Origin of the sequence: Acinetobacter albensis (assembly GCF_900095025.1) — a bacterium.
In the GTDB taxonomy this organism is placed as follows: domain Bacteria; phylum Pseudomonadota; class Gammaproteobacteria; order Pseudomonadales; family Moraxellaceae; genus Acinetobacter; species Acinetobacter albensis.
In genome coordinates this window covers 1-19496 of sequence record NZ_FMBK01000013.1, presented here as the reverse complement: position 1 = coordinate 19496, position 19496 = coordinate 1, and the positions used below count along the sequence as shown (strand labels likewise).

Annotated in this window: 18 protein-coding genes; 13 read left to right on the top strand and 5 right to left on the bottom strand. The window is 37.8% G+C overall.

Going from position 1 to position 19496, the window contains the following annotated elements; genetic code table 11:
- Positions 1–105: 105 nt before the first annotated feature.
- The 3 genes from GA0116959_RS11270 to GA0116959_RS11260 all read left to right on the top strand — a co-directional run bounded on the left by GA0116959_RS11270 (position 106) and on the right by GA0116959_RS11260 (position 5019).
- Positions 106–555, top strand: a complete 450-nt coding sequence (locus GA0116959_RS11270; protein ID WP_053580175.1) for a GNAT family N-acetyltransferase — start codon at positions 106–108, stop codon at positions 553–555.
- A gap of 343 nt (positions 556–898) precedes the next feature.
- Positions 899–3838: an insulinase family protein gene (locus GA0116959_RS11265; protein ID WP_092720778.1), complete on the top strand. Its 2940-nt coding sequence runs from the start codon at positions 899–901 to the stop codon at positions 3836–3838.
- 32 nt (positions 3839–3870) lie between these two features.
- Positions 3871–5019 carry a phospholipase A gene (locus GA0116959_RS11260; protein WP_053580177.1) on the top strand — a complete coding sequence of 383 codons (1149 nt, stop codon included), beginning with the start codon at positions 3871–3873 and terminating at the stop codon, positions 5017–5019.
- Positions 5020–5085: 66 nt separating this feature from the next.
- Here the strand turns inward: GA0116959_RS11260 and GA0116959_RS11255 are convergent, their stop codons facing one another.
- Together GA0116959_RS11255 and GA0116959_RS11250 are read right to left on the bottom strand one after the other, a co-directional pair.
- Positions 5086–6426: a TrkH family potassium uptake protein gene (locus tag GA0116959_RS11255; RefSeq protein WP_053580178.1), complete on the bottom strand. Its 1341-nt coding sequence runs from the start codon at positions 6424–6426 to the stop codon at positions 5086–5088.
- 3 nt (positions 6427–6429) lie between these two features.
- The gene (locus tag GA0116959_RS11250) at positions 6430–7080 is read right to left on the bottom strand and encodes a potassium channel family protein (protein WP_092720777.1); all 651 of its coding nucleotides are present in this window, start codon (positions 7078–7080) and stop codon (positions 6430–6432) included.
- A 346-nt stretch (positions 7081–7426) separates the two neighbouring features.
- On the opposite strand from GA0116959_RS11250, the gene GA0116959_RS11245 reads away from it, so the two are divergent.
- Positions 7427–7963, top strand: coding sequence for a hypothetical protein (locus tag GA0116959_RS11245; protein WP_092720776.1), 537 nt, complete (start codon positions 7427–7429; stop codon positions 7961–7963).
- Positions 7964–8015: 52 nt separating this feature from the next.
- On the opposite strand, the gene ilvA is transcribed toward GA0116959_RS11245, so the two are convergent.
- Complete coding sequence (ilvA, locus tag GA0116959_RS11240; protein ID WP_092720775.1) at positions 8016–9554, bottom strand: threonine ammonia-lyase, biosynthetic; 1539 nt, start codon at positions 9552–9554, stop codon at positions 8016–8018.
- A 106-nt stretch (positions 9555–9660) separates the two neighbouring features.
- Here ilvA and rpiA point away from each other — a divergent pair, with 106 nt between their 5' ends.
- The 8 genes from rpiA to GA0116959_RS11200 all read left to right on the top strand — a co-directional run bounded on the left by rpiA (position 9661) and on the right by GA0116959_RS11200 (position 17210).
- Positions 9661–10332, top strand: coding sequence for a ribose-5-phosphate isomerase RpiA (rpiA, locus tag GA0116959_RS11235; protein ID WP_092720774.1), 672 nt, complete (start codon positions 9661–9663; stop codon positions 10330–10332).
- A 60-nt stretch (positions 10333–10392) separates the two neighbouring features.
- Positions 10393–11073 (top strand): YgjP family zinc-dependent metalloprotease, encoded by a 681-nt coding sequence (locus GA0116959_RS11230; protein WP_092720773.1) that lies wholly within the window; start codon positions 10393–10395, stop codon positions 11071–11073.
- Positions 11074–11217: 144 nt separating this feature from the next.
- Positions 11218–11955 (top strand): PDZ domain-containing protein, encoded by a 738-nt coding sequence (locus tag GA0116959_RS11225; protein WP_141684231.1) that lies wholly within the window; start codon positions 11218–11220, stop codon positions 11953–11955.
- Positions 11956–12145: 190 nt separating this feature from the next.
- Positions 12146–13201, top strand: a complete 1056-nt coding sequence (argC, locus tag GA0116959_RS11220; RefSeq protein ID WP_171256912.1) for an N-acetyl-gamma-glutamyl-phosphate reductase — start codon at positions 12146–12148, stop codon at positions 13199–13201.
- Positions 13202–13279: 78 nt separating this feature from the next.
- Positions 13280–14032 (top strand): DUF6776 family protein, encoded by a 753-nt coding sequence (locus GA0116959_RS11215; RefSeq protein ID WP_092720771.1) that lies wholly within the window; start codon positions 13280–13282, stop codon positions 14030–14032.
- Positions 14033–14049: 17 nt separating this feature from the next.
- Positions 14050–14463, top strand: a complete 414-nt coding sequence (gene clpS, locus GA0116959_RS11210; protein WP_053580185.1) for an ATP-dependent Clp protease adapter ClpS — start codon at positions 14050–14052, stop codon at positions 14461–14463.
- A gap of 9 nt (positions 14464–14472) precedes the next feature.
- On the top strand, positions 14473–16749 hold the full coding sequence (gene clpA / locus GA0116959_RS11205; protein ID WP_092720770.1) for an ATP-dependent Clp protease ATP-binding subunit ClpA: 2277 nt from the start codon (positions 14473–14475) through the stop codon (positions 16747–16749).
- A gap of 107 nt (positions 16750–16856) precedes the next feature.
- Positions 16857–17210, top strand: coding sequence for a YnfA family protein (locus tag GA0116959_RS11200; RefSeq protein ID WP_092720843.1), 354 nt, complete (start codon positions 16857–16859; stop codon positions 17208–17210).
- Positions 17211–17279: 69 nt separating this feature from the next.
- On the opposite strand, the gene argF is transcribed toward GA0116959_RS11200, so the two are convergent.
- Both argF and GA0116959_RS11190 read right to left on the bottom strand, forming a co-directional pair.
- A complete protein-coding gene (argF, locus tag GA0116959_RS11195; protein WP_053580187.1) occupies positions 17280–18200 on the bottom strand; it encodes an ornithine carbamoyltransferase in 921 nt (306 codons plus the stop codon).
- Between the two features lie 111 nt (positions 18201–18311).
- Positions 18312–18962 (bottom strand): TetR/AcrR family transcriptional regulator, encoded by a 651-nt coding sequence (locus GA0116959_RS11190; protein WP_092720769.1) that lies wholly within the window; start codon positions 18960–18962, stop codon positions 18312–18314.
- A 246-nt stretch (positions 18963–19208) separates the two neighbouring features.
- Between GA0116959_RS11190 and GA0116959_RS11185 the strand changes: the two genes are divergently transcribed.
- Positions 19209–19496 (top strand): isocitrate lyase/phosphoenolpyruvate mutase family protein (locus tag GA0116959_RS11185; protein WP_171256911.1); only part of this gene is annotated, 288 nt, incomplete at its 3' end.

The window sequence follows — 19496 nt, the reverse complement described above, 5'->3', positions numbered from 1 at the left end:
AGTTTACACCAATGCTCATGATTGCTGTAGATTGATGAATAAAATTCAAGATATTGTCTATTGATTCGTTCAGAATGTAACTTAAGAAAGGATAAGGAAGGATAGATGAACATCACCATTACTCAGGCAGAAACATTACCTGTAGAAATCAAAGAATTGGCGAAGCAAGCTCACAAAGAAGGCTTGGTATTGGTTGATGGATTGATTGAAGAGTATGAAAGTGGAAAAAATAGATTCAATCAACCTGGGGAGTTTCTTCTTTTTGCTTATGATGATGATCGGTTAATTGCCTGTGGGGGGCTCAATCAGCAATGGAATGAAAATGAAATTGATACACGTATTGGTCGTGTTCGTCGTTTTTATGTCTTGCCGAAGTATCGTAAGCATGGTGTTGGAAAACAGCTTTTACAACATCTGGAAAAACAGGCACGTGCAAATTTTTCTGCCTTGTGTTTGAGTATTGATACCAAAGCGGCAGCCAGTTTTTATCAAAAGCAAAATTATGTTTTTGTTGAAAATCATCCTAATTATAGTTATTTCAAATATTTACTCTAAAATTTACCATTGAGTGTGGGAAATGGTGTCTAGCTTGTATATTTAAAAGAGCGCACCATTTCTGCTTGTATAGCAGCAATTTTGCTTAAGGAATAGTTTAAGGGCTTTAACTTTGGGAGTGTGATGTTTGTATAAAGCTAAATTTATTTTTATGTTGAAAGAACCCAAAAAGCATTCGTTGCAATCCGATCTTCGAATGATGAGTCATTTGTAAATTTTAAAAAATATATGGTTTAAAACTACCCTCAAATACAATGAAATTCGTAACCTCAAAATCCACAGTGCTGTAGATTGAGGTATACTCAAAAACATTTTATCAAATATGTATATCTGAGGAGATCACATGACTGTAGATGTTACTGAAACCATTACTCAAACTGTTCATCCTGCGTTTCAGTTGATACGTCAACACCATGTTGAAGCCTTAGACATTTTTGTGTCTGAATATAAACATAAAGTCACAGGTGCTATCCATTACCATTTGGCCAGTGATCTGGATGAAAATGTGTTTTTAGTGGCATTTCGCACTCAGCCGATGGATTCAAAAGGTGCAGCGCATATTTTAGAACATACTGCATTATGTGGTTCTGAAAAATTCCCAGTACGCGATCCATTTTTTCTCATGATTCGTCGTTCATTAAATACCTTTATGAATGCGTTCACTTCGGCAGACTGGACCGCTTATCCTTTTGCTACGCAAAACAAGAAAGATTTTCAAAATTTATTAGAAGTCTATTTAGACGCTGCGTTTGCTGCAAATCTAAATGAATTGGATTTTGCACAAGAAGGGATTCGGATTGAACTTGAAAATGACGAACCAGTGTATAAAGGCGTGGTCTTTAATGAAATGAAAGGAGCGATGAGTTCGCCTTCAGATCAGTTGTATCATCAATTGGCGCATCATTTATTTCCAGAAACCACGTATCACTACAATTCAGGTGGTGATCCCAAAGATATTCCAGATTTAACTTACTCTGAATTGGTTAATTTCTATAAATCGCATTACCATCCAAGTAATGCAGTATTCATGACGTTTGGTGATGAATCGGCTTATCACTTGCAAGAGCAATTTGAAATTTTAGCCTTATCTAAATTCAAACAAGGTGAAACGCTGCATTCAACTCCTGAAACACGTTTAACAGCACCAATAGAAGTAACAGAAAGTTATGCTTTAGATGCAGAAGATTTAAAGGATAAAACCTACCACATTATTTCATGGTTATTACCAGAAGCAAGTGATATTAAATTGCGTTTAGGTTTGCGCTTGGTCGAAGGCATTTTACTAGAAGACTCTGCATCACCATTACGCCATTATTTAGAAACCTGTGGTTATGCTCAATCGACTGGCCCAATAATGGGTGTTGATGATTCTAACTTTGAAATGACTTTTTTCTGTGGTGTGCAAGGTTCCAATGCTGAATATGCTGAAGAATTTAAAAAAGGCGTTTTTAAAATTCTTGAAGACGTGGCTTCAAAGCCTGTTGATACAGAAATGGTCGATGCGATTTTGCATCAGATTGAATTACACCAACGTGAAATTAATGGCGACGGCATGCCGTATGGATTAAGTCTGATTCTAAATGGCTTAAGCAGTGTTATTCATCACAGTGATCCAGTAGATGTTTGGGATGTGGATAGTGCGATTACATTGGTGAAAGAAGAACTCAAAGATCCAATGTGGTTATCGAATCTGATCAAAACCTATCTCATTGATAATCCACATCGTGTGCAATTGACTTTAGTACCAGATGCGACTAAATCAGCGAAAGAAGCTGAGGCAGAGAAAGCACGTTTAAATGAAATCGGGGCTAAACTGACAGCTGAGCAAAAAGCTGAGATTATCAAGCAAACTGAAGCCCTCAATGTCCGTCAAGACACACCAGATGATTTAAATTTATTACCGAAAGTAGGCTTGGAAGATGTGCCTGCTGACTTGCATATCGTACAAGGTCAATTACGTGAAATTATTAGTAATAATATCGATACGCCTTTAAATTTATATCATGCTGGAACAAATGGTATTTATTACCAGCAGGTTGTCGTTCAAATTCCAGATGAAGTCGTGCAATCGCCTTATTTTAATTTATTGTCCGTTTTGTTGGGTGAGGTTGGTGCAGGTGAGTACGATTATCTTGAACTTCAGCAGCTGCAAACTGCGGTAAGTGGTGGCGTTGGAATGGGTGCGTCGTTACGTTCTAAAGTGGATGATAAAAATAAAATTAGCGCATGGCTCACGCTTACTACTAAGTCATTGGTCAATAATTTTGAAGCAATCCGTTTATTAAAATTAGCCTTTGAACAGTTACGTTTCGATGAAAAAGATCGAATCATTGAATTGTTGCAACAGCGTAAAACACGTTGGCAATCGCGTATTTCTGGTTCTGGGCACAGTTATGCCATGCAAATTGCATCTCGTCATAGTAGTGCTTTGGCTCAACGCGATTATCAAACCACAGGTTTGGGTGCTTTAAATTGGTTAAACGACTTAGTCAATCGAATTGAAAAAGACGATACTGCATATAATGCTTTAATTGCAGAGTTACAAGCGATTCACCGTTTGCTGTTACAGGCCCCAAAACAATTTTTACTGGTTTGTGAAGAGCCTCAATCAGACCGCTTGATTGAAGAAATTCAGAATGTTTGGGATAAATTAGTCGTCGATTCTGAGCCTGTTCAGTTAACGCCAGTTGCTTTTGTCGATAGCAATAAAGATGAAGCCTGGTTAATTCAAGCCAATGTTCAATTTTGTGCCTCAGCTTATGCTACTGTGGAAGTTTCACATCCCGATGCTGCTCCTTTAATGGTCTTGGCTGCTTATTTACGTAATGGTTTCTTACATAGTGCGATTCGTGAAAAAGGTGGAGCTTATGGGGGGGGGGCAAGTTATGACGGTAATGCCTGTTCATTCCGTTTTTACAGTTATCGCGACCCACGCTTAGCTGAGACGTTTAAAGATTTTGATGCCAGTATTGAATGGTTATTAAAAACAGAACATCAACCTCATCAACTTGAAGAAGCGATCTTGGGTTTGATTGCCAGTATGGATAAACCAGGTTCTCCTGCGGGCGAAGCAATTACGGCGTGTTATGCTTTGTTGCATGCACGAACACCTGCGATTCGTAAACAATTAAGAGCACGTTTATTGAATGTCACCTTAGACGATTTAAAACGTGTAACTCAGCAATATTTGGTTCAACAAAAACCTGTTAAAGCTGTGGTGGCCCCAGTGTCGAAACGTGATATCTTGCTTGAGCTTGGTTTTGATCTTCAGCAAGTGAATTAATACATTAAAAAAATAATTTGAGGTGGAATACGATGGCGTTCAAAACATTTGAATGCACAACACTGAAACTGAGCATATTTATGCTCAGTTCTTTGTCTGTGAGTACTAGTTATGCAGTTAGCCCTGAAAACTTGATTGCACCCGCCAGTGCTGAAGCATGTGTGGCGCTAGAGTCAAATGCAGATCGGTTATCTTGTTACGATACTTTGTTTAAAGTGCCAGAAGCAGAGAAAACGACATTGCTTTCAGAACGCCAAGCCGCAAAAGAGCTTGCACCTGAACCTACTCAGCCCGAGACACTCAAAGAAAAAATCAGTCAGGGGGTGAGTACTATATTTGCAAGTGAAGGATCGAAAATCGATCCAAATCATTCATTGCTGGATCGACGTTGGGAGTTATCTCCAGACAGTAAACTCGGAACATGGAATATTCGAGCACATCAGCCAGTATATTTGTTACCTGCATTTTGGACTTCAGACAAAAATGAATTTCCGCAAAGTCCGAATGTGAACAATACGGTCGATACAGATCAAAATTTGAAATCGACAGAATCCAAATTTCAATTGTCATTAAAAACCAAAGCCGTTGAAAATCTGTTGGGTGATAATGGCGATATTTGGCTAGGTTATACACAATCTTCGCGCTGGCAGGTCTATAACAGTGAGGAATCTCGTCCTTTTCGTGAAACCAATTACGAACCTGAAGCCAGTCTCATTTTTCGGACTAATTATGAAATATTGGGTTTAAATGCACGTTTATTGGGTTTAACTTTTAATCATCAGTCTAATGGGCGAGCAGACCCATTGTCGCGTAGTTGGAACCGTATCATGATGAATATCGGTTTTGAGCGTGATAATTTTGCACTCATGTTGCGCCCTTGGTATCGAATTGAAGAAGATTCAAAAGATGATAATAATCCAGACATTAAAAACTATATTGGTCGTGGAGATTTGACGGCTTTTTATCGCTGGAATGATCATGATTTTTCATTGATGCTGCGTCATTCATTGAAAGGTGGAGATGATGCGCATGGTGCGGCCCAATTTGATTGGGTATTTCCGATTAGTGGAAAATTACGAGGCCATTTTCAATTATTTGATGGCTATGGTGAGAGTCTGATTGATTATAATCACCGTGCAACGTATGTCGGTTTAGGCGTATCGTTGATGAATTGGTTCTAAAACTATGTGAAAAGCTAAAAACCACTTTCTTTAAAAGTGGTTTTTTTTACTAAAATTTAGAGAAAGTTAACCAATTTGAATATCTGCGGGTGGATGTTTGAGACGCGTTTTTTTGGGTGTGGCAATAAGATAAGCCAAGGTTAATGGACCTAAACGCCCTGCAAACATCAATAATATTAGAGCGATTAGGCTAGCTGGTTGCAATTCGCTGGTAATCCCTCGAGATAAACCGACTGTACATGCGGCAGAAACTGCTTCAAATAATAAATCTAAAAAATTTTTATTGGGTTCTAAAATAAGTAAAGTGAATAATCCTAAAAATACCAAAATGGCCGTGATTGAAACAACTGCGAATGCTTTAAATGAAGTGACTTTTGAAACTGAATGATTAAAAACACGTAATTCTTCAGAGCGACGTAAAAAGGTGATGACACTTAAAACCACGATAATAAATGTGCCAACTTTAATGCCGCCAGCAGTGCTGAGGGAGCCACCCCCGATAAACATTAAGATAATGGTAAATAAACTAGAAGCATCAGTAATACTCGACATATCTAAACTATTAAAGCCTGACGAGCGCGGGACAGTCGCATGAAACCAAGCATTTACAGCTTGATCACCGAGACTCATGCTAGCGAGTGTCAGTGGATTATTTGCTTCTAAAGCCCAAATAACTAAAAAAGCAAGAAGATTTAAACCTGCAATGGTAGAGAGAATTAATTTACTGTTTGGACTCATCTTTTTCCAGCGACGTGTACGTTTAATATCCATGAGTACAACAAAGCCTATGCCTCCAATAATATAGAGCATACTAATGGTGAAAGTAATGAAATAATGCCCTGCAAAGCTCATCAGACTATTGGGGAAAAGTGAAAAGCCACCATTATTAAAAGCAGAAACACTATAAAAAGCCGCATAAAAAAATGCGCGAGAAAAATCATACTCTTGCATCCAAGCAATGGTTAAAATCACTGTGCCCAGCGCTTCAAAAAATAAAGAATATAAAAGGACGCCCTTAATGGTAAACGCAACTTTGGTTAGGCTGGTTTGTCCTATTGCTTCTTGAGCCATCATTTGTTGTTTTAATTTGAGATTAGAAGACAGGCTGAGCGCTGCAAGAATGGCGAAAGTCATAAAGCCTAAACCGCCACATTGCAGTAAAAACATAATCACCACTTGTCCAAAAGTGGTGTAGGCTTCTCCGACATTGACAACAGAAAGTCCTGTGATGGTCACGGCAGATGTAGCGGTAAACAAGGCATTTAACCAACTGAGTTCACCATGATGTGAAATAGGCAGTTTAAGTAACAATGTCCCCGTTAAAATAAAACCTAAAAATCCCAAGGCCAGTAAACTAGGTGGACTCAGATTAATAGTATTTTGTTTTTTATTCTGTAATGAATTCATGTGTTATTTAAACCGTGCTGAGAGTTTACGTAAGGGTTCAAGTTCTCCCTCAACTACCAATACATCACCAATTTGTAAAATTAAATTTGGATCAATACTATATAAAATTTCTTTGCCCCGTTTATGCAGTAAGGTTTTAATTTCTGGTGCATGATTCATGAGATGGTTAAAGCGTTCCCCGTGAAGCTTTTCTTTAATTTCTACTTTGACCAGAAAATGATTATCCTCTAAAACCATATAACGGCTGACCATGGGATAACTCAAGGATTGTGCAATCCGAACGCCCATATCTTCTTCTGGATGAATAATTTTGCTAATGCCCAGATGAGTCAAAATCATATGATGGGCTTTGGATTTGGCTTTTGCCCAGATTTTTTCTACACCCATATTTTTAAGATGTAGTACGCATAAAATACTCGCTTCAATATCTTCACCAATGGCAACCACGACTGCTTCACAATTTTGAATATTCAGTTCATTTAAAACATGGTCATCAGTCGCATCTGCAATGACGGCATGGGTAATTTGCTCAGCAATGTTTTCAACAAATTTTTTATTGATATCAATACCAATCACATCATGATTTAAACCTACAAGCTCTGTGGCAATCGTTGCTCCAAAACTGCCTAAACCAATTACTGCAAATTGAGCCATTCAAAATACCTCTTATTGGTTTTTATATATGGAAAGTCTAAGTAGCAAATCATTTTATAATGTTCTACTTCACACGTGTGTCGAGCTTACAAAATTATATATAACAAGAGTTTATTTTAGATGGAAAAATAAAAAATACAGCCAATTAAAACCTTTATTTTTTATATAAAAAGCGTCGCTTTGATTTGAAAATATGTAGCAGTCTAAAAAAAGATTTTGTATTCAATATTACAATAGACACAAATAAAACGGTGATCGTCATCAAACATTCAAAAATACCATATAGCATCTTCAGAAGATTTTATTGTTATCACCAAGTCTAAAAAATAACCATAGAAGAACTAAAATGGACGATAAAAAGATTTTTAAAATATTAAAAGATTGGTTTCCTGTTCTTGCGCAACAAGGCATACCCAAGAAAAAACATCGACAGAATTTTCAGCAATTTCTCACGTGGATTTTAGCTGAAAGTGAAAAGGGAAGTCATTTGATGTCAGTGGTTTTTAAAAGTCCATTAGACAATCAGTTGCAGCGTTGCGCAGTGTTAAAAACATTAAAATTAAATTTTGAAGACATACAGCAACGCATTGAGGATCGAGTCATGCCTCTCAATGCACATTACGAAAAACATAAAGATACGATTGGAAAATATTACAACATCAATGATCAAATTTTTGATCTGGTTTTTGAAGAAATTGATACGGTTTTAAAGCATCATAATTTTGAGTTGTTATTAATTTATGCAGATGCCACGTACTGGATGGCGGTTCCTAATCAGGATGTGAAAATTCATAAATTTTGTAAGTCATTCAGTAAGCAATTTAAAAATGAAGGAATTTGTATTGAACATTATATAAAATCAGATTGTTTAAGATCGACTTAAATAGCGATCTAAAAATAAACAAAGAGCCATATATGGCTCTTTGTTTAAAGGATTATTTTAAAAAACGTTGATAGCCAAGATTGTTGGTTATTTCTGCATAAGGATAAGTAATACTTTCTAGGGTTTCAATTAAGCCATCTGGATTTTGTTTGGCATCAGAGGCTTCTAAGCCGACCAAAACACGACCTTCTGCTGCACCATGATTACGATAGTGGAACAAGGTAATATTATGTGTAGGCCCAAGACGTTCGAGGAAGGTTAATAATGCGCCTGGACGTTCTGGAAATTCGACACGGAATAAACGTTCATTTTCAAGATCAGCATGACCGCCAATTAAATAACGAATATGTAATTTGGCTACTTCATCATCAGATAAATCATCCACATCATACTGAACTTTAAGCATTTCATGGATATCATGACGTTCGGGTTCGCCACCTTTTAAGCTGATACCAACAAATACTTGTGCGGCACTTGAACTGCTAGCACGATAATTAAACTCGGTAATATTACGTCCTTGTAGCGCACGGCAGAATTTTAAAAATGAACCGTTTTCTTCAGGAATAGTGACTGCAAAAATCGCTTCTTTTTGTTCGCCGAGTTCGGTACGTTCGGCAATATAACGTAGACGATCAAAGTTCATGTTGGCACCACATACAATCGAGACCATGTTCTTGTTTTCTAGACCATGTTGTTCGACGTATTTTTTTATTCCTGCCAGTGCCATAGCACCAGAGGGTTCAACAATGCTGCGGCATTCATCATAAGTATCTTTAATGGCTGTGCAGATTTCATCTGTATTGACCAGAACGACATCGCGTTCAACAATTGGACCTGAATTATCCGATTTTTGCAGACGAATCACATCAAAAGGTTTTTCACCAATTTGTGCCACCGCCGTACCATCGGCAAATAAGCCGACTTGTGGAAGAATCACACGTTCATTGGCTTCAAAAGCTGCCTTTAAGCATGCAGATTCTTCATATTCCACAGGAATGATTTTGACATGTGGCGCGACATCGCCCAAGTAAGCAGCAACGCCTGCAATTAGGCCACCACCACCTACGGCAACGAATACATATTCAACATCACGCCATTGGCGCAAAATTTCATTGGCAATCGTGCCTTGGCCAGCCATGACCAATTCATCGTCATAAGGCGGAATGAAAGTCATGCCTTCTTCTGTAGCACGTTGAATCGCATATTTATTGGCAACATCGAAAGAGTCACCGTGTAATACGACTTCACCGCCTAAACGTTTTACCGCCTGAACTTTAATGTCAGGTGTGGTTTTAGGCATCACAATAATGGCGCGAATCCCTAATTTTTGACCAGAAAGTGCTACGCCTTGTGCATGATTACCAGCAGACGCAGTTATTACACCACGTTCTAATTGTGATTTTGGTAACTGACTAATACGGTTATATGCACCGCGTAGTTTGAAAGAAAAGACAGGTTGTAAATCTTCGCGTTTAAAACGAATGTTGTTTTTAAGTTTTTCACTAATTCGTGGTGCCGCTTCGAGTGGAGTTTCGATTGCAACATCGTAGACAGTTGCTTGTAATATTTGTCGAACCAAACGAGACAGCATGTTAATTTTCCATCTAACAGTTTAAAATAGGCAATTATTGTAACAAACCCCTGTGCATTTGGGCTGTTTAATCAGCAAGAAATGTCAAAAATAGTTGAGCCAAGTTATGAGTCTGTATGCGACCCAAGATGAAAAGAAACAAGCTGCCGCGAAAGCTGCATTAAAGCATTTGCCAAAGGGTGGAATTTTGGGGGTAGGTACGGGAAGCACTGTTAACTTCCTGATTGATTTATTACCTGAGTTACAGTTGGAGGCGGCTGTAGCAAGCTCTGAAGCCACTGCACAGCGTCTTAAAAAATTGGGTATAGAAGTGGTCGATATGAACCATGTTGGTGGTTTAGATGCGTATGTCGATGGCGCAGATGAGATTGATCGTCGTATGCATATGATCAAAGGTGGTGGGGCTGCTTTAACACGCGAAAAAATTGTCGCATCGATTGCGAAAAAATTTGTATGTATCGTAGATGATTCTAAATGGGTTGATCAGTTGGGGCGTGATTTTCCGCTGCCAGTAGAAGTGATTCCAATGGCGCGTTCCGCAGTAGCACGTAAAATCGTTTCACTTGGTGGTGACCCAGTGTATCGTGAAGGTGTGGTTACCGATAACGGCAACGTGATTTTAGATGTATATAACTTTAATATTTTAAATGCGCTTGAGCTTGAAAAAACCTTGAATGATATTCCTGGTGTCGTGTGTAACGGCATTTTCGCGATTCATCAAGCTGATGTAGCAATTGTTGCTACCAACAATGGTATTGAAGAACGTACTGCGGTTTAAATCATGCTAACTAATCCTCCTTTTGCAGGAGGAGGGTTAGTAAATTTGAATAGAAGAACAATGAATTTTCCAGACTTGCCAGAAATTCAAATCACTCGAAATGTGCGCTCTAAGCATTTACGTTTACGCGTTGAGCCTAATAAAATACGTCTTACGGCTCCTGTTTTTTGTACATCAGGACAAATTCAAAGTTTTATTCAGTTATCTGAACAATGGTTGTTAAAAACATGGCAGCAGCAGCAACAGAATATCAAAAACCAAGATCGGACTTTACCGAATACGTTGCAACTTTTTAATTTACAGAATTCAATTACTATTATTTATCATACGCAGCAGCCTAATTTTATCTTTGATGATCAAAATTCACAGCTGCTTATCAGTGACCGGCAGCCTACGCAATATTTAAAAAACTTCGTGATTGCTTATGCAAAGCATCATCTTCCACTTTACTTGGAAGAGATAAGCCAAGAATCTAATCTGAATTTTGCAAAATGTGCGATTCGTCAACCTAAAACCAGATGGGGAAGTTGTACATCTAAGCATGACATTATGTTGAACAGTGGTTTGGTATTATTTCCAAAGCATATCGCTCGTTATGTGTGTGTACATGAGTTGGCACATACCAAGTATTTTGATCATGGTCCGCATTTTTGGGCAGAAGTTCAAAAACATGATGAGAATTTTCAACAGCATCGGAAAATTTTAAAAACTACGCCAATGCCTTGGTGGTGGAGTGTATAGAAACTAAAATTTAAATATTTATGCACCATAGTTGCTTTGGAGTAAAAAGTGTCTTTTCATCTAATAAGGATTGAATAAATAAAGATTTTTCATTTATATATTTAGGTTAAATACAAAATTAAAAATATAAGAGAGAAACCGAAAATGATGAAGCTATTAGGATTCTGCAGTGTTTTGATGCTGGTTTGCAGCAGTAATATAGTTCGTGCGGAGGGTTACAGTGGAAAAAATGTACAAAGTTTAAATCCACAAATTTTTAAAGTAGATGATTTAGAAGAAAAGACACTTGAAATGCTGCAAGAAGGATATGTACCCATATTTAAAGAAAAGTTCATTGATTATTCCTATAGCAGAAGCATGAGAGATATTCGAGAAAAAGCGTTGCTTCATGGCTCTCCCATTGCTGTTTTTAGCAATGAATATCAAGGCAATAAGCTTATTTACGATACTCGGATGCGCGAGCCAGAGGCTGCAAGAATTTCAGGCAATGACAGAAATAAAAATGATGTGAATAATTTAAATAATATACCGGTAGGCACGATAGAAAGTAGGTCAGTCCGATATGAATCTTTACATGATCAGTTTAGGGTAATTTATTTTTATAAATTTAATTCAATAACAGGTATTTACCCTGCTGACTTATCCGAAAGAGATAAAATTTATAACGGTATTCAATCAGGCGTCGTTGCTAAAGTGCTTAAGCGAGACTCTCCAGCAGAAAATGTTATAATGCCGCAAGATATAATTTTAAAAATGAATGACGAAAATATTAAAGATGTTAGCGCTTTTGTTGAAAGTTCAAATTATTTAAAAGGAAATACGGTAAAGTTTGAAATTCTGAGAAAAGGACAGAAAATACCATTACAAATTAGTATGAAGTAGTATTTTTTGGCTAGCAAGTAGGCCGATTTTACCTTTACTATAATGTCGGCCTTATACTTTCTGAGAATATGTTTTCACTTAACCCGATAAAAACATCCGAATTGAAGTAATCTAAGCTAAAACAGTTCAGAAAATCAAAACTTCCTGTCATACTATGCAGTTACGAAATGAACACTTTAAATTTGAGGTAGTGATCGTGATTACTGTTGGTATTGTCGGTGGTACAGGTTATACAGGCGTAGAATTGTTGCGTCTTTTACTACGACACCCAAATGTACAAGTTAGTGTATTAACATCACGTACTGAAAATGGTCGCCGTGTAGATGATATGTTCCCAAGTTTGCGTGGACATACCGATCTTCAATATTCAGATTTAAATATCGATGAATTAAAAAAATGTGACGTAGTTTTCTTTGCAACGCCACACGGTGTTGCCATGAATCATGCAGCAGAACTACTTGCATCAAATACCAAAGTAATAGACCTTGCAGCTGATTTTCGTTTACAAAACTTAGCGCAATTTGAAAAATGGTATGGCATGCCACATGCTTGTCCAGAAATTTTAAAAGATTCTGTGTATGGTTTATCAGAACTGAATCGTGAAAACATCAAACAAGCCAACGTGATTGGTAACCCAGGTTGCTATCCAACAACAGTACAATTGGGTTTGGCACCACTATTCAAAAATAGCGATGCATTGATAAAACCTGAAAGCATTATTATTGATGCAAAATCAGGGGTTTCAGGGGCGGGAAGAAAAGCCAGCTTAGAGATGAGCTATTCGGAAAATGCAGATAATTTTAAGGCATATTCAGTTGGTGGACATCGTCATCATCCTGAAATTGTGGAAGCATTGGAAAATATATCCGGTCAAAAAGGTGTGTTTGATCATATTGTATTTGTGCCACATTTGGTTCCGATGATTCGCGGCATGCTGAGTACAATCTATGTTGATTTGACAGATGCAGGCGATGCAGCCGATTTGCAAGCTCTTTATGAACAGTTTTATGCAGATGAAGCATTTGTTGATGTGATGCCAATAAACAGTTTACCTGAGACACGTTCTGTGCGTGGTGCAAACCAACTTCGAATTGCATTGTACAAACCTCAGCCGAAAAAGTTAGTTGTCTTATCTGTACAAGATAATTTGGTTAAGGGCGCAGCAGGTCAAGCCGTACAAAATATGAATCTGATGTTTGGCTTAACTGAGACTTCTGGATTAGAAGGTATTGGTTTATTACCATAAAAAACTATTTTAGACTTCACACATATTTCGATTTAGATTTAAATATGTGTTTTGAATAAATCAAAATAAGAGATGACGATGTTGAATACCGAATCAAATACCCCGTCACAACCGACGCAGGTCAATAAAAAGCCGTTTTTGAAAGGTAATTTGCCGCTTGCGATTGGTGCTGCCATTTTAGTGGTAGGAAGTGGCTTTATGGGCTATTCAGTAGGACATCGACAGGGTTTAACCGCTGTAGGCTTTGAGGCGGATGCTGAGCAATTGGTTGAAGTGGTTAAACAGCAAAAAACCAGACTCGAAACTTTAAATAAAACATTGAATTTAGCTGTACAAGAACGTGATGTAGCAGTAAGTAATTCCAATGATTTATTTACTGTGCTCAATCAGGCCAAAGAAGACAAAGTTCAGTCTGAGGGGCTAAGTGCTATTTACCGTGAGGTTCTGCGTCAACGAGGTGGATTAAGCTTAACCATTCAAAATATTGGAATTAAACCCTTACCTGAAAATGCTTATGAGTATCAGCTTGATTTGGTTCAAGTGAGTCCAAATAAACGTAGTACATCTGGAGGTGTCGAGTTACGTTTAATTCAAGGTACTGAAGTTTTAGAAATTCCACTGGAAGATAAGAATTTTAATTTTCAGGATTTTGAACGTTTAACTGGACGTTGGACTATGCCTAAAGGCTTTAGTCCGCAATTTATTGAAGTTCGTTTAACGGGAACAGCAACCCCCGTGATTAAGCGTTTCAGTTGGGGGCGTGGGAAACCTATAGAAAGTCAATCCGCATTCATTTCTGAAATTCCTCAAGCAGAAGCCAATGCACAATAGTGTGAACTTTAAATTATATGCCAATGAATAAACGTCAACATTGTTTAAACGACATCAAAAATTCTTTTCAGCAAACTGGGTATGTCGATTGGCATATTCATCCGCGCTTAAGCGATGAAACGCATGGGGACGAGCAAGGAGATCTGGCTGTTCAAACTGCGCAACCACAATTAAAACGTCCACCGCTGTATGTTGTGGTTCTGATGAACGACGATTACACCCCAATGGACTTTGTAATTGAAATTTTACAACAATACTTTGCTTTGAATCTTGACCAAGCCACTCAAGTAATGCTAACTGTACATTATGAAGGAAAAGGTATTGCAGGCGTTTATCCACGAGACATTGCGGAAACGAAAGCGAACCAAGTTAATAATTATGCTCGGTCTCAAGGTCATCCATTACTTTGTCAGATTGAGCCAAAAGATTAAGGGGATTACATGCTCAGTCGTCAATTAGAAGTATCTTTACGTTTGGCTGTAAGCATGGCTCGTCAAAAGAGACATGAGTTTCTCACGGTTGAACATTTATTGTTGGCTTTACTTGATAATGATTCTGCTGTAAACGCGCTAAAGGCGTGTGGTGCAGACATCGTTGCGCTTCGTAAAGAACTTGAAGAATACGTTGAACAGCATACCCCTAAACTGGGTGAACACAGTGAGCAGGCTCCTCATCCGACTGAAAGTTTTGACCGTATTTTGCAACGTGCGATTTTTCATGTTCAGTCAAGTGGTGGTGATCGTACCGTTGAAGGTGCTGATATATTGGTCGCAATGTATTCTGAACGTGATTCTTTTGCCGTTTACTTGCTTAAGCGTCATCAAATTAATCGTTTAACATTGACTCAATATTTATCTCATGGGACTCGCAAAGAAGAAGTACAGGCCGAAGAGGAAGTGGAAGAGTTAGATGGTGAAACATCAAGTTCTTCAAATTCAGGTCCGCTCGATTTATATACGACCAATTTAAACGTCGAAGCGCAAAAAGGCAAAACTGATCCACTCATTGGGCGTGAAAAAGAAATTGAACGCGCAGCACAAATTTTATGTCGTCGTCGTAAAAATAATCCATTATTGGTCGGTGATCCTGGCGTGGGCAAAACTTCGATTGCGGAAGGTTTGGCTTGGCTGATTGTCAATGCTAAAGCACCTAAACCACTCGCAAATGCTGAAGTCTATAGCTTGGATATTGGTGCACTGGTGGCAGGTACAAAATATCGTGGTGATTTCGAAAAACGCCTGAAACAGCTTCTTAATGCTTTGAAAAAGAAACCAGAAGCGATTTTATTTATTGATGAAATTCACATGATTATTGGTGCTGGTTCAAGTATGGGCAGCACAATGGATGCCTCAAACTTAATTAAACCCGCTTTATCGAATGGTTCATTGCGTTGCATTGGTTCAACCACATTTCAAGAATATCGCCAAGTCTTTGAAAAAGACCATGCATTGTCACGTCGTTTCCAAAAAATTGATGTCAATGAGCCATCTATTTCTGAAACAATTGATATTTTACGCGGTTTAAAATCTAAGTTTGAGGATTTTCACCATGTACAATATGACGATCAGTCTTTGATTGCAGCCGTTGAATTATCATCGAAATTTATCAATGACCGATTCTTGCCTGATAAGGCGATTGACGTGATTGATGAAGCAGGTGCGCAGCGTCGTTTAAAAGCTGAACAAGAAAATACTCTGATTACCGTTGAAAATATTGAAGATATTATATCCAAAATTGCCCGTATTCCACCGAAAACAGTATCTAAAGATGATAAAACTGTATTAAGTAATCTTGAGCGCGATCTCAAACGAGTGGTATTTGGACAAGACAATGCCATCGAAGCACTCGGTTCTGCAATCAAGCTGTCACGTGCAGGTTTAAAATCGCCTGATAAACCAGTCGGTAGTTTTGTGTTTGCAGGTCCTACAGGAGTCGGTAAAACTGAAGTCACCAAACAATTGGCCAAATTGATGGGTGTTGAACTGGTTCGTTTTGATATGTCTGAGTATATGGAGCGTCATGCTGTTTCACGCTTAATTGGTGCACCTCCAGGATATGTTGGTTTTGATCAAGGTGGTTTACTCACCGATGCAATTCATAAGAATCCGCATTGTGTATTATTATTAGATGAAATTGAAAAAGCGCACCCTGATGTATTTAATTTGCTCTTGCAGATTATGGATCACGGGGCATTAACTGATAATAATGGACGTAAATCAGATTTCCGTAATGTGATTCTTGTTCTAACCACGAATATTGGTGCTGAAAGTATTTCACGCACGAGTATTGGTTTTATGGAGCAAGATAATAGTCTAGATAATAAAGATGCAATGAAAAAAGCATTCTCACCTGAATTCCGTAACCGTCTAGATGGTGTAATTCAATTCAATGCCTTACCAACCACAGTAATTGAAAATGTGGTAGATAAATTCTTGACTGAATTGCAAGCGCAGCTGGATGATAAGAAAGTCATTCTTGAAGTTGATCAAAATGCGCGTGAATGGATGGTTGAGCAGGGTTACGATCGTTTAATGGGTGCTCGACCAATGCAACGTCTGATCCAAGAACATTTGAAAAAACCGCTTGCAGAAATGATTTTATTTGGTGAGCTTGCGGAACATGGTGGCAATGTCGCAGTTTCCGTGAAGAAAGAAAATGGTAAAGCGACTGGTTTGAAATTGGAAGTATTTGAAGATCAGACCGCTGAACCTGCTTAAGACTATATAAAAAAACAACCCGTGTCCGTACGGGTTGTTTTTATATTGAAAATTTATGAGTTTTGCTTAAAGATCAAAGATCCAGATTGCTGGGTGAATTAAAATTTATGGATATTCAAATTACCAAAGTCATCACTACCTTTTTTCTTTTTTTGATTACCGCAATTGCTGAAATTTTAGGATGTTACTTTCCTTATTTAATTTTAAATCAAGGGAAGTCTCATTGGTTATGGATTCCTGCAGCCTTAAGCCTATTGATTTTTGTTTGGTTGCTGACTTTGCATCCTGCTGCTTCAGGACGAATTTATGCAGCATATGGAGGAATCTATATTTTTACTGCGTTACTCTGGCTTCGTTACGTTGATCAAGTCAGTTTAACACGTTGGGATTTGTTGGGCGGCGTAGTGGTAATACTCGGTGCACTGCTTATTATTTTACAACCACAGGGTTTAGTTCGTTAAATCTTATTTTAAATCTAAGTATAAAAAAGCACCAAAAGGTGCTTAATTTTATTGAATAAAATAAATATTCTAATTTTTATTTAAATTTTGATTTAACAGAAATTCAACTAAAGCTTTTTGTGCATGTAGGCGGTTTTCTGCTTCATCCCAAACGACAGCATTTTTATGATCTAGCATATTTTCTGAAATTTCTTCACCACGATGTGCTGGCAAACAGTGCATAAATAAACAATCAGGATGCGCCAAACTCATTAATTTCTCATTCACTTGAAAATCGGCAAATGCGGCTTCACGAATTTTTTGTTCTTCCTCTTGTCCCATACTTGCCCAAACATCAGTCACGATGAGGTCAGCATTTACCGCTGCATCTTCTGCCGAATCAAATAATTCCACACAATGAGCAAATTCAGACAAGAATTTTTGCTGAGGTTCATAACCTTTAGGTGTGGCAATTTTTAAGTTAAAGCCCCACATATGCGCAGCTTCAATATAGGAATTACACATATTGTTACCATCACCAATCCATGCCACTGTTTTTCCTTCAATAGAACCGCGATGTTCTAGAAAAGTCTGCATGTCAGCCAAAAGCTGGCAAGGGTGATGATCATCAGTTAAAGCATTAATAATAGGTACTGTAGAATAAGAAGCAAAACGTTCTACGATGTCATGACCAAAAGTACGAATCATAATAATATCAAGCATACTTGAAATAACACGCGCAGAATCTTCAATCGGTTCGCCACGCCCCAATTGGGTATCACGAGAAGATAAGAAAATTGCACTACCACCGAATTGGCTCATACCTGCTTCAAACGAAACACGTGTACGGGTACTCGATTTTTCGAAAATCATGCCCAAGACTTTACCGACAAAAGGTTGGAATACCTCATTGTTATGTTGCTTGCGCTTCAGTTCAATTGCGCGCTGTAAAATTTGGTTAAGTTCTAAAGTCGATAAATCGCGTAAGGTCAGAAAGTGACGGAGAGCCATGATTACTCCACAATTATTGTTAAATAAAAACGAAAACAACAATGAATTGTCGGTTGGTTAAGTGAAAAGGGAATCGACCAATATACTATAACCAGAGGAAATTGCAAAAAACTAATCTTTTTGATGACCTTCTAAAAAGCGATCGACACAATAACTTAAGTAAGTGATGGTTTCTTGTTCATCTTCTTCAATAGGGAGTCCAATTAATATACGCCATTCTAAATCTCGTAAAATCCCGAAATAAAATTGTGCAGAATAAATTGGATTTTCACACTTTATTACTCCATTGCTATGCGCTTTTTGTAATGCACAGGCAATTGCAGATTGAATATGTTTTGGTCCTTGCTCGTGAATGTAGAGGGCTAGTTCCGAACTTCGTTGCGTACGCTCCAATACTAAACGCATAAATGCCGTATTTTCTGGTTGTAATAAATGTTGATGAAAATTTAATAAAGTACGAATGAGATAAGTTTTTAAATTATGTTTATCTTGTTCAAAAGGAACACAAATATCTTTAAAAAATTGTTCGCGACGATAGTCACAAATGGCAGTAAATAAGCCTTCTTTGTTGCCAAAAAACTTGTAAATTGATGCTTTTGAGCCACCCGCATGATGCACGATATCATCTAAGGAAACTGCATCATAACCACGTTCTAAAAATAATTCATTGGCACTGAGTAAAAGTGATAGGCATCGTTCATGACCACGCTTTGTGTGTGGGATATCGCGAGCGAAAGGATCTAATTGAACTATTTGTTGCATATGGCGTATTGAGTCAATAATCAAAAAATGAAATCATTTGCAATTATAGCAAAAATATGCACACATTTCTTGAATTACTAGAGTTGAATTATTTTGTTACGCATATGATGCATTGAAATAATAGTATAGTTTGGCTAAATATATGACTAAAGTTTTAAAGTATAAACACTAAAAAGTCATAGATATGAAGATCTTTATGGCTATACTCGAAATTCGATAAGTAAAATGAAACTGTGGAAAAGGAATATGACAGCACAAAGATCTGCAGGTTTAAGATTTCGAGAAGCACTAGAAATAGAGAAACCCTTACAAATTATTGGTACGGTTAATGCTTATGCCGCGATGATGGCCAAGGAAGTGGGTTACAAAGCCATCTACGTTTCAGGTGCGGGTGTTGCCAACTACTCCTATGGCTTACCTGACTTGGGAATGACCAGTCTAGATAACGTTTTGGAAGATGTACGCCGAATTACCGAACGTGTCGATACGCCTTTACTGGTCGATATTGATACAGGTTGGGGTGGAGCATTCAAC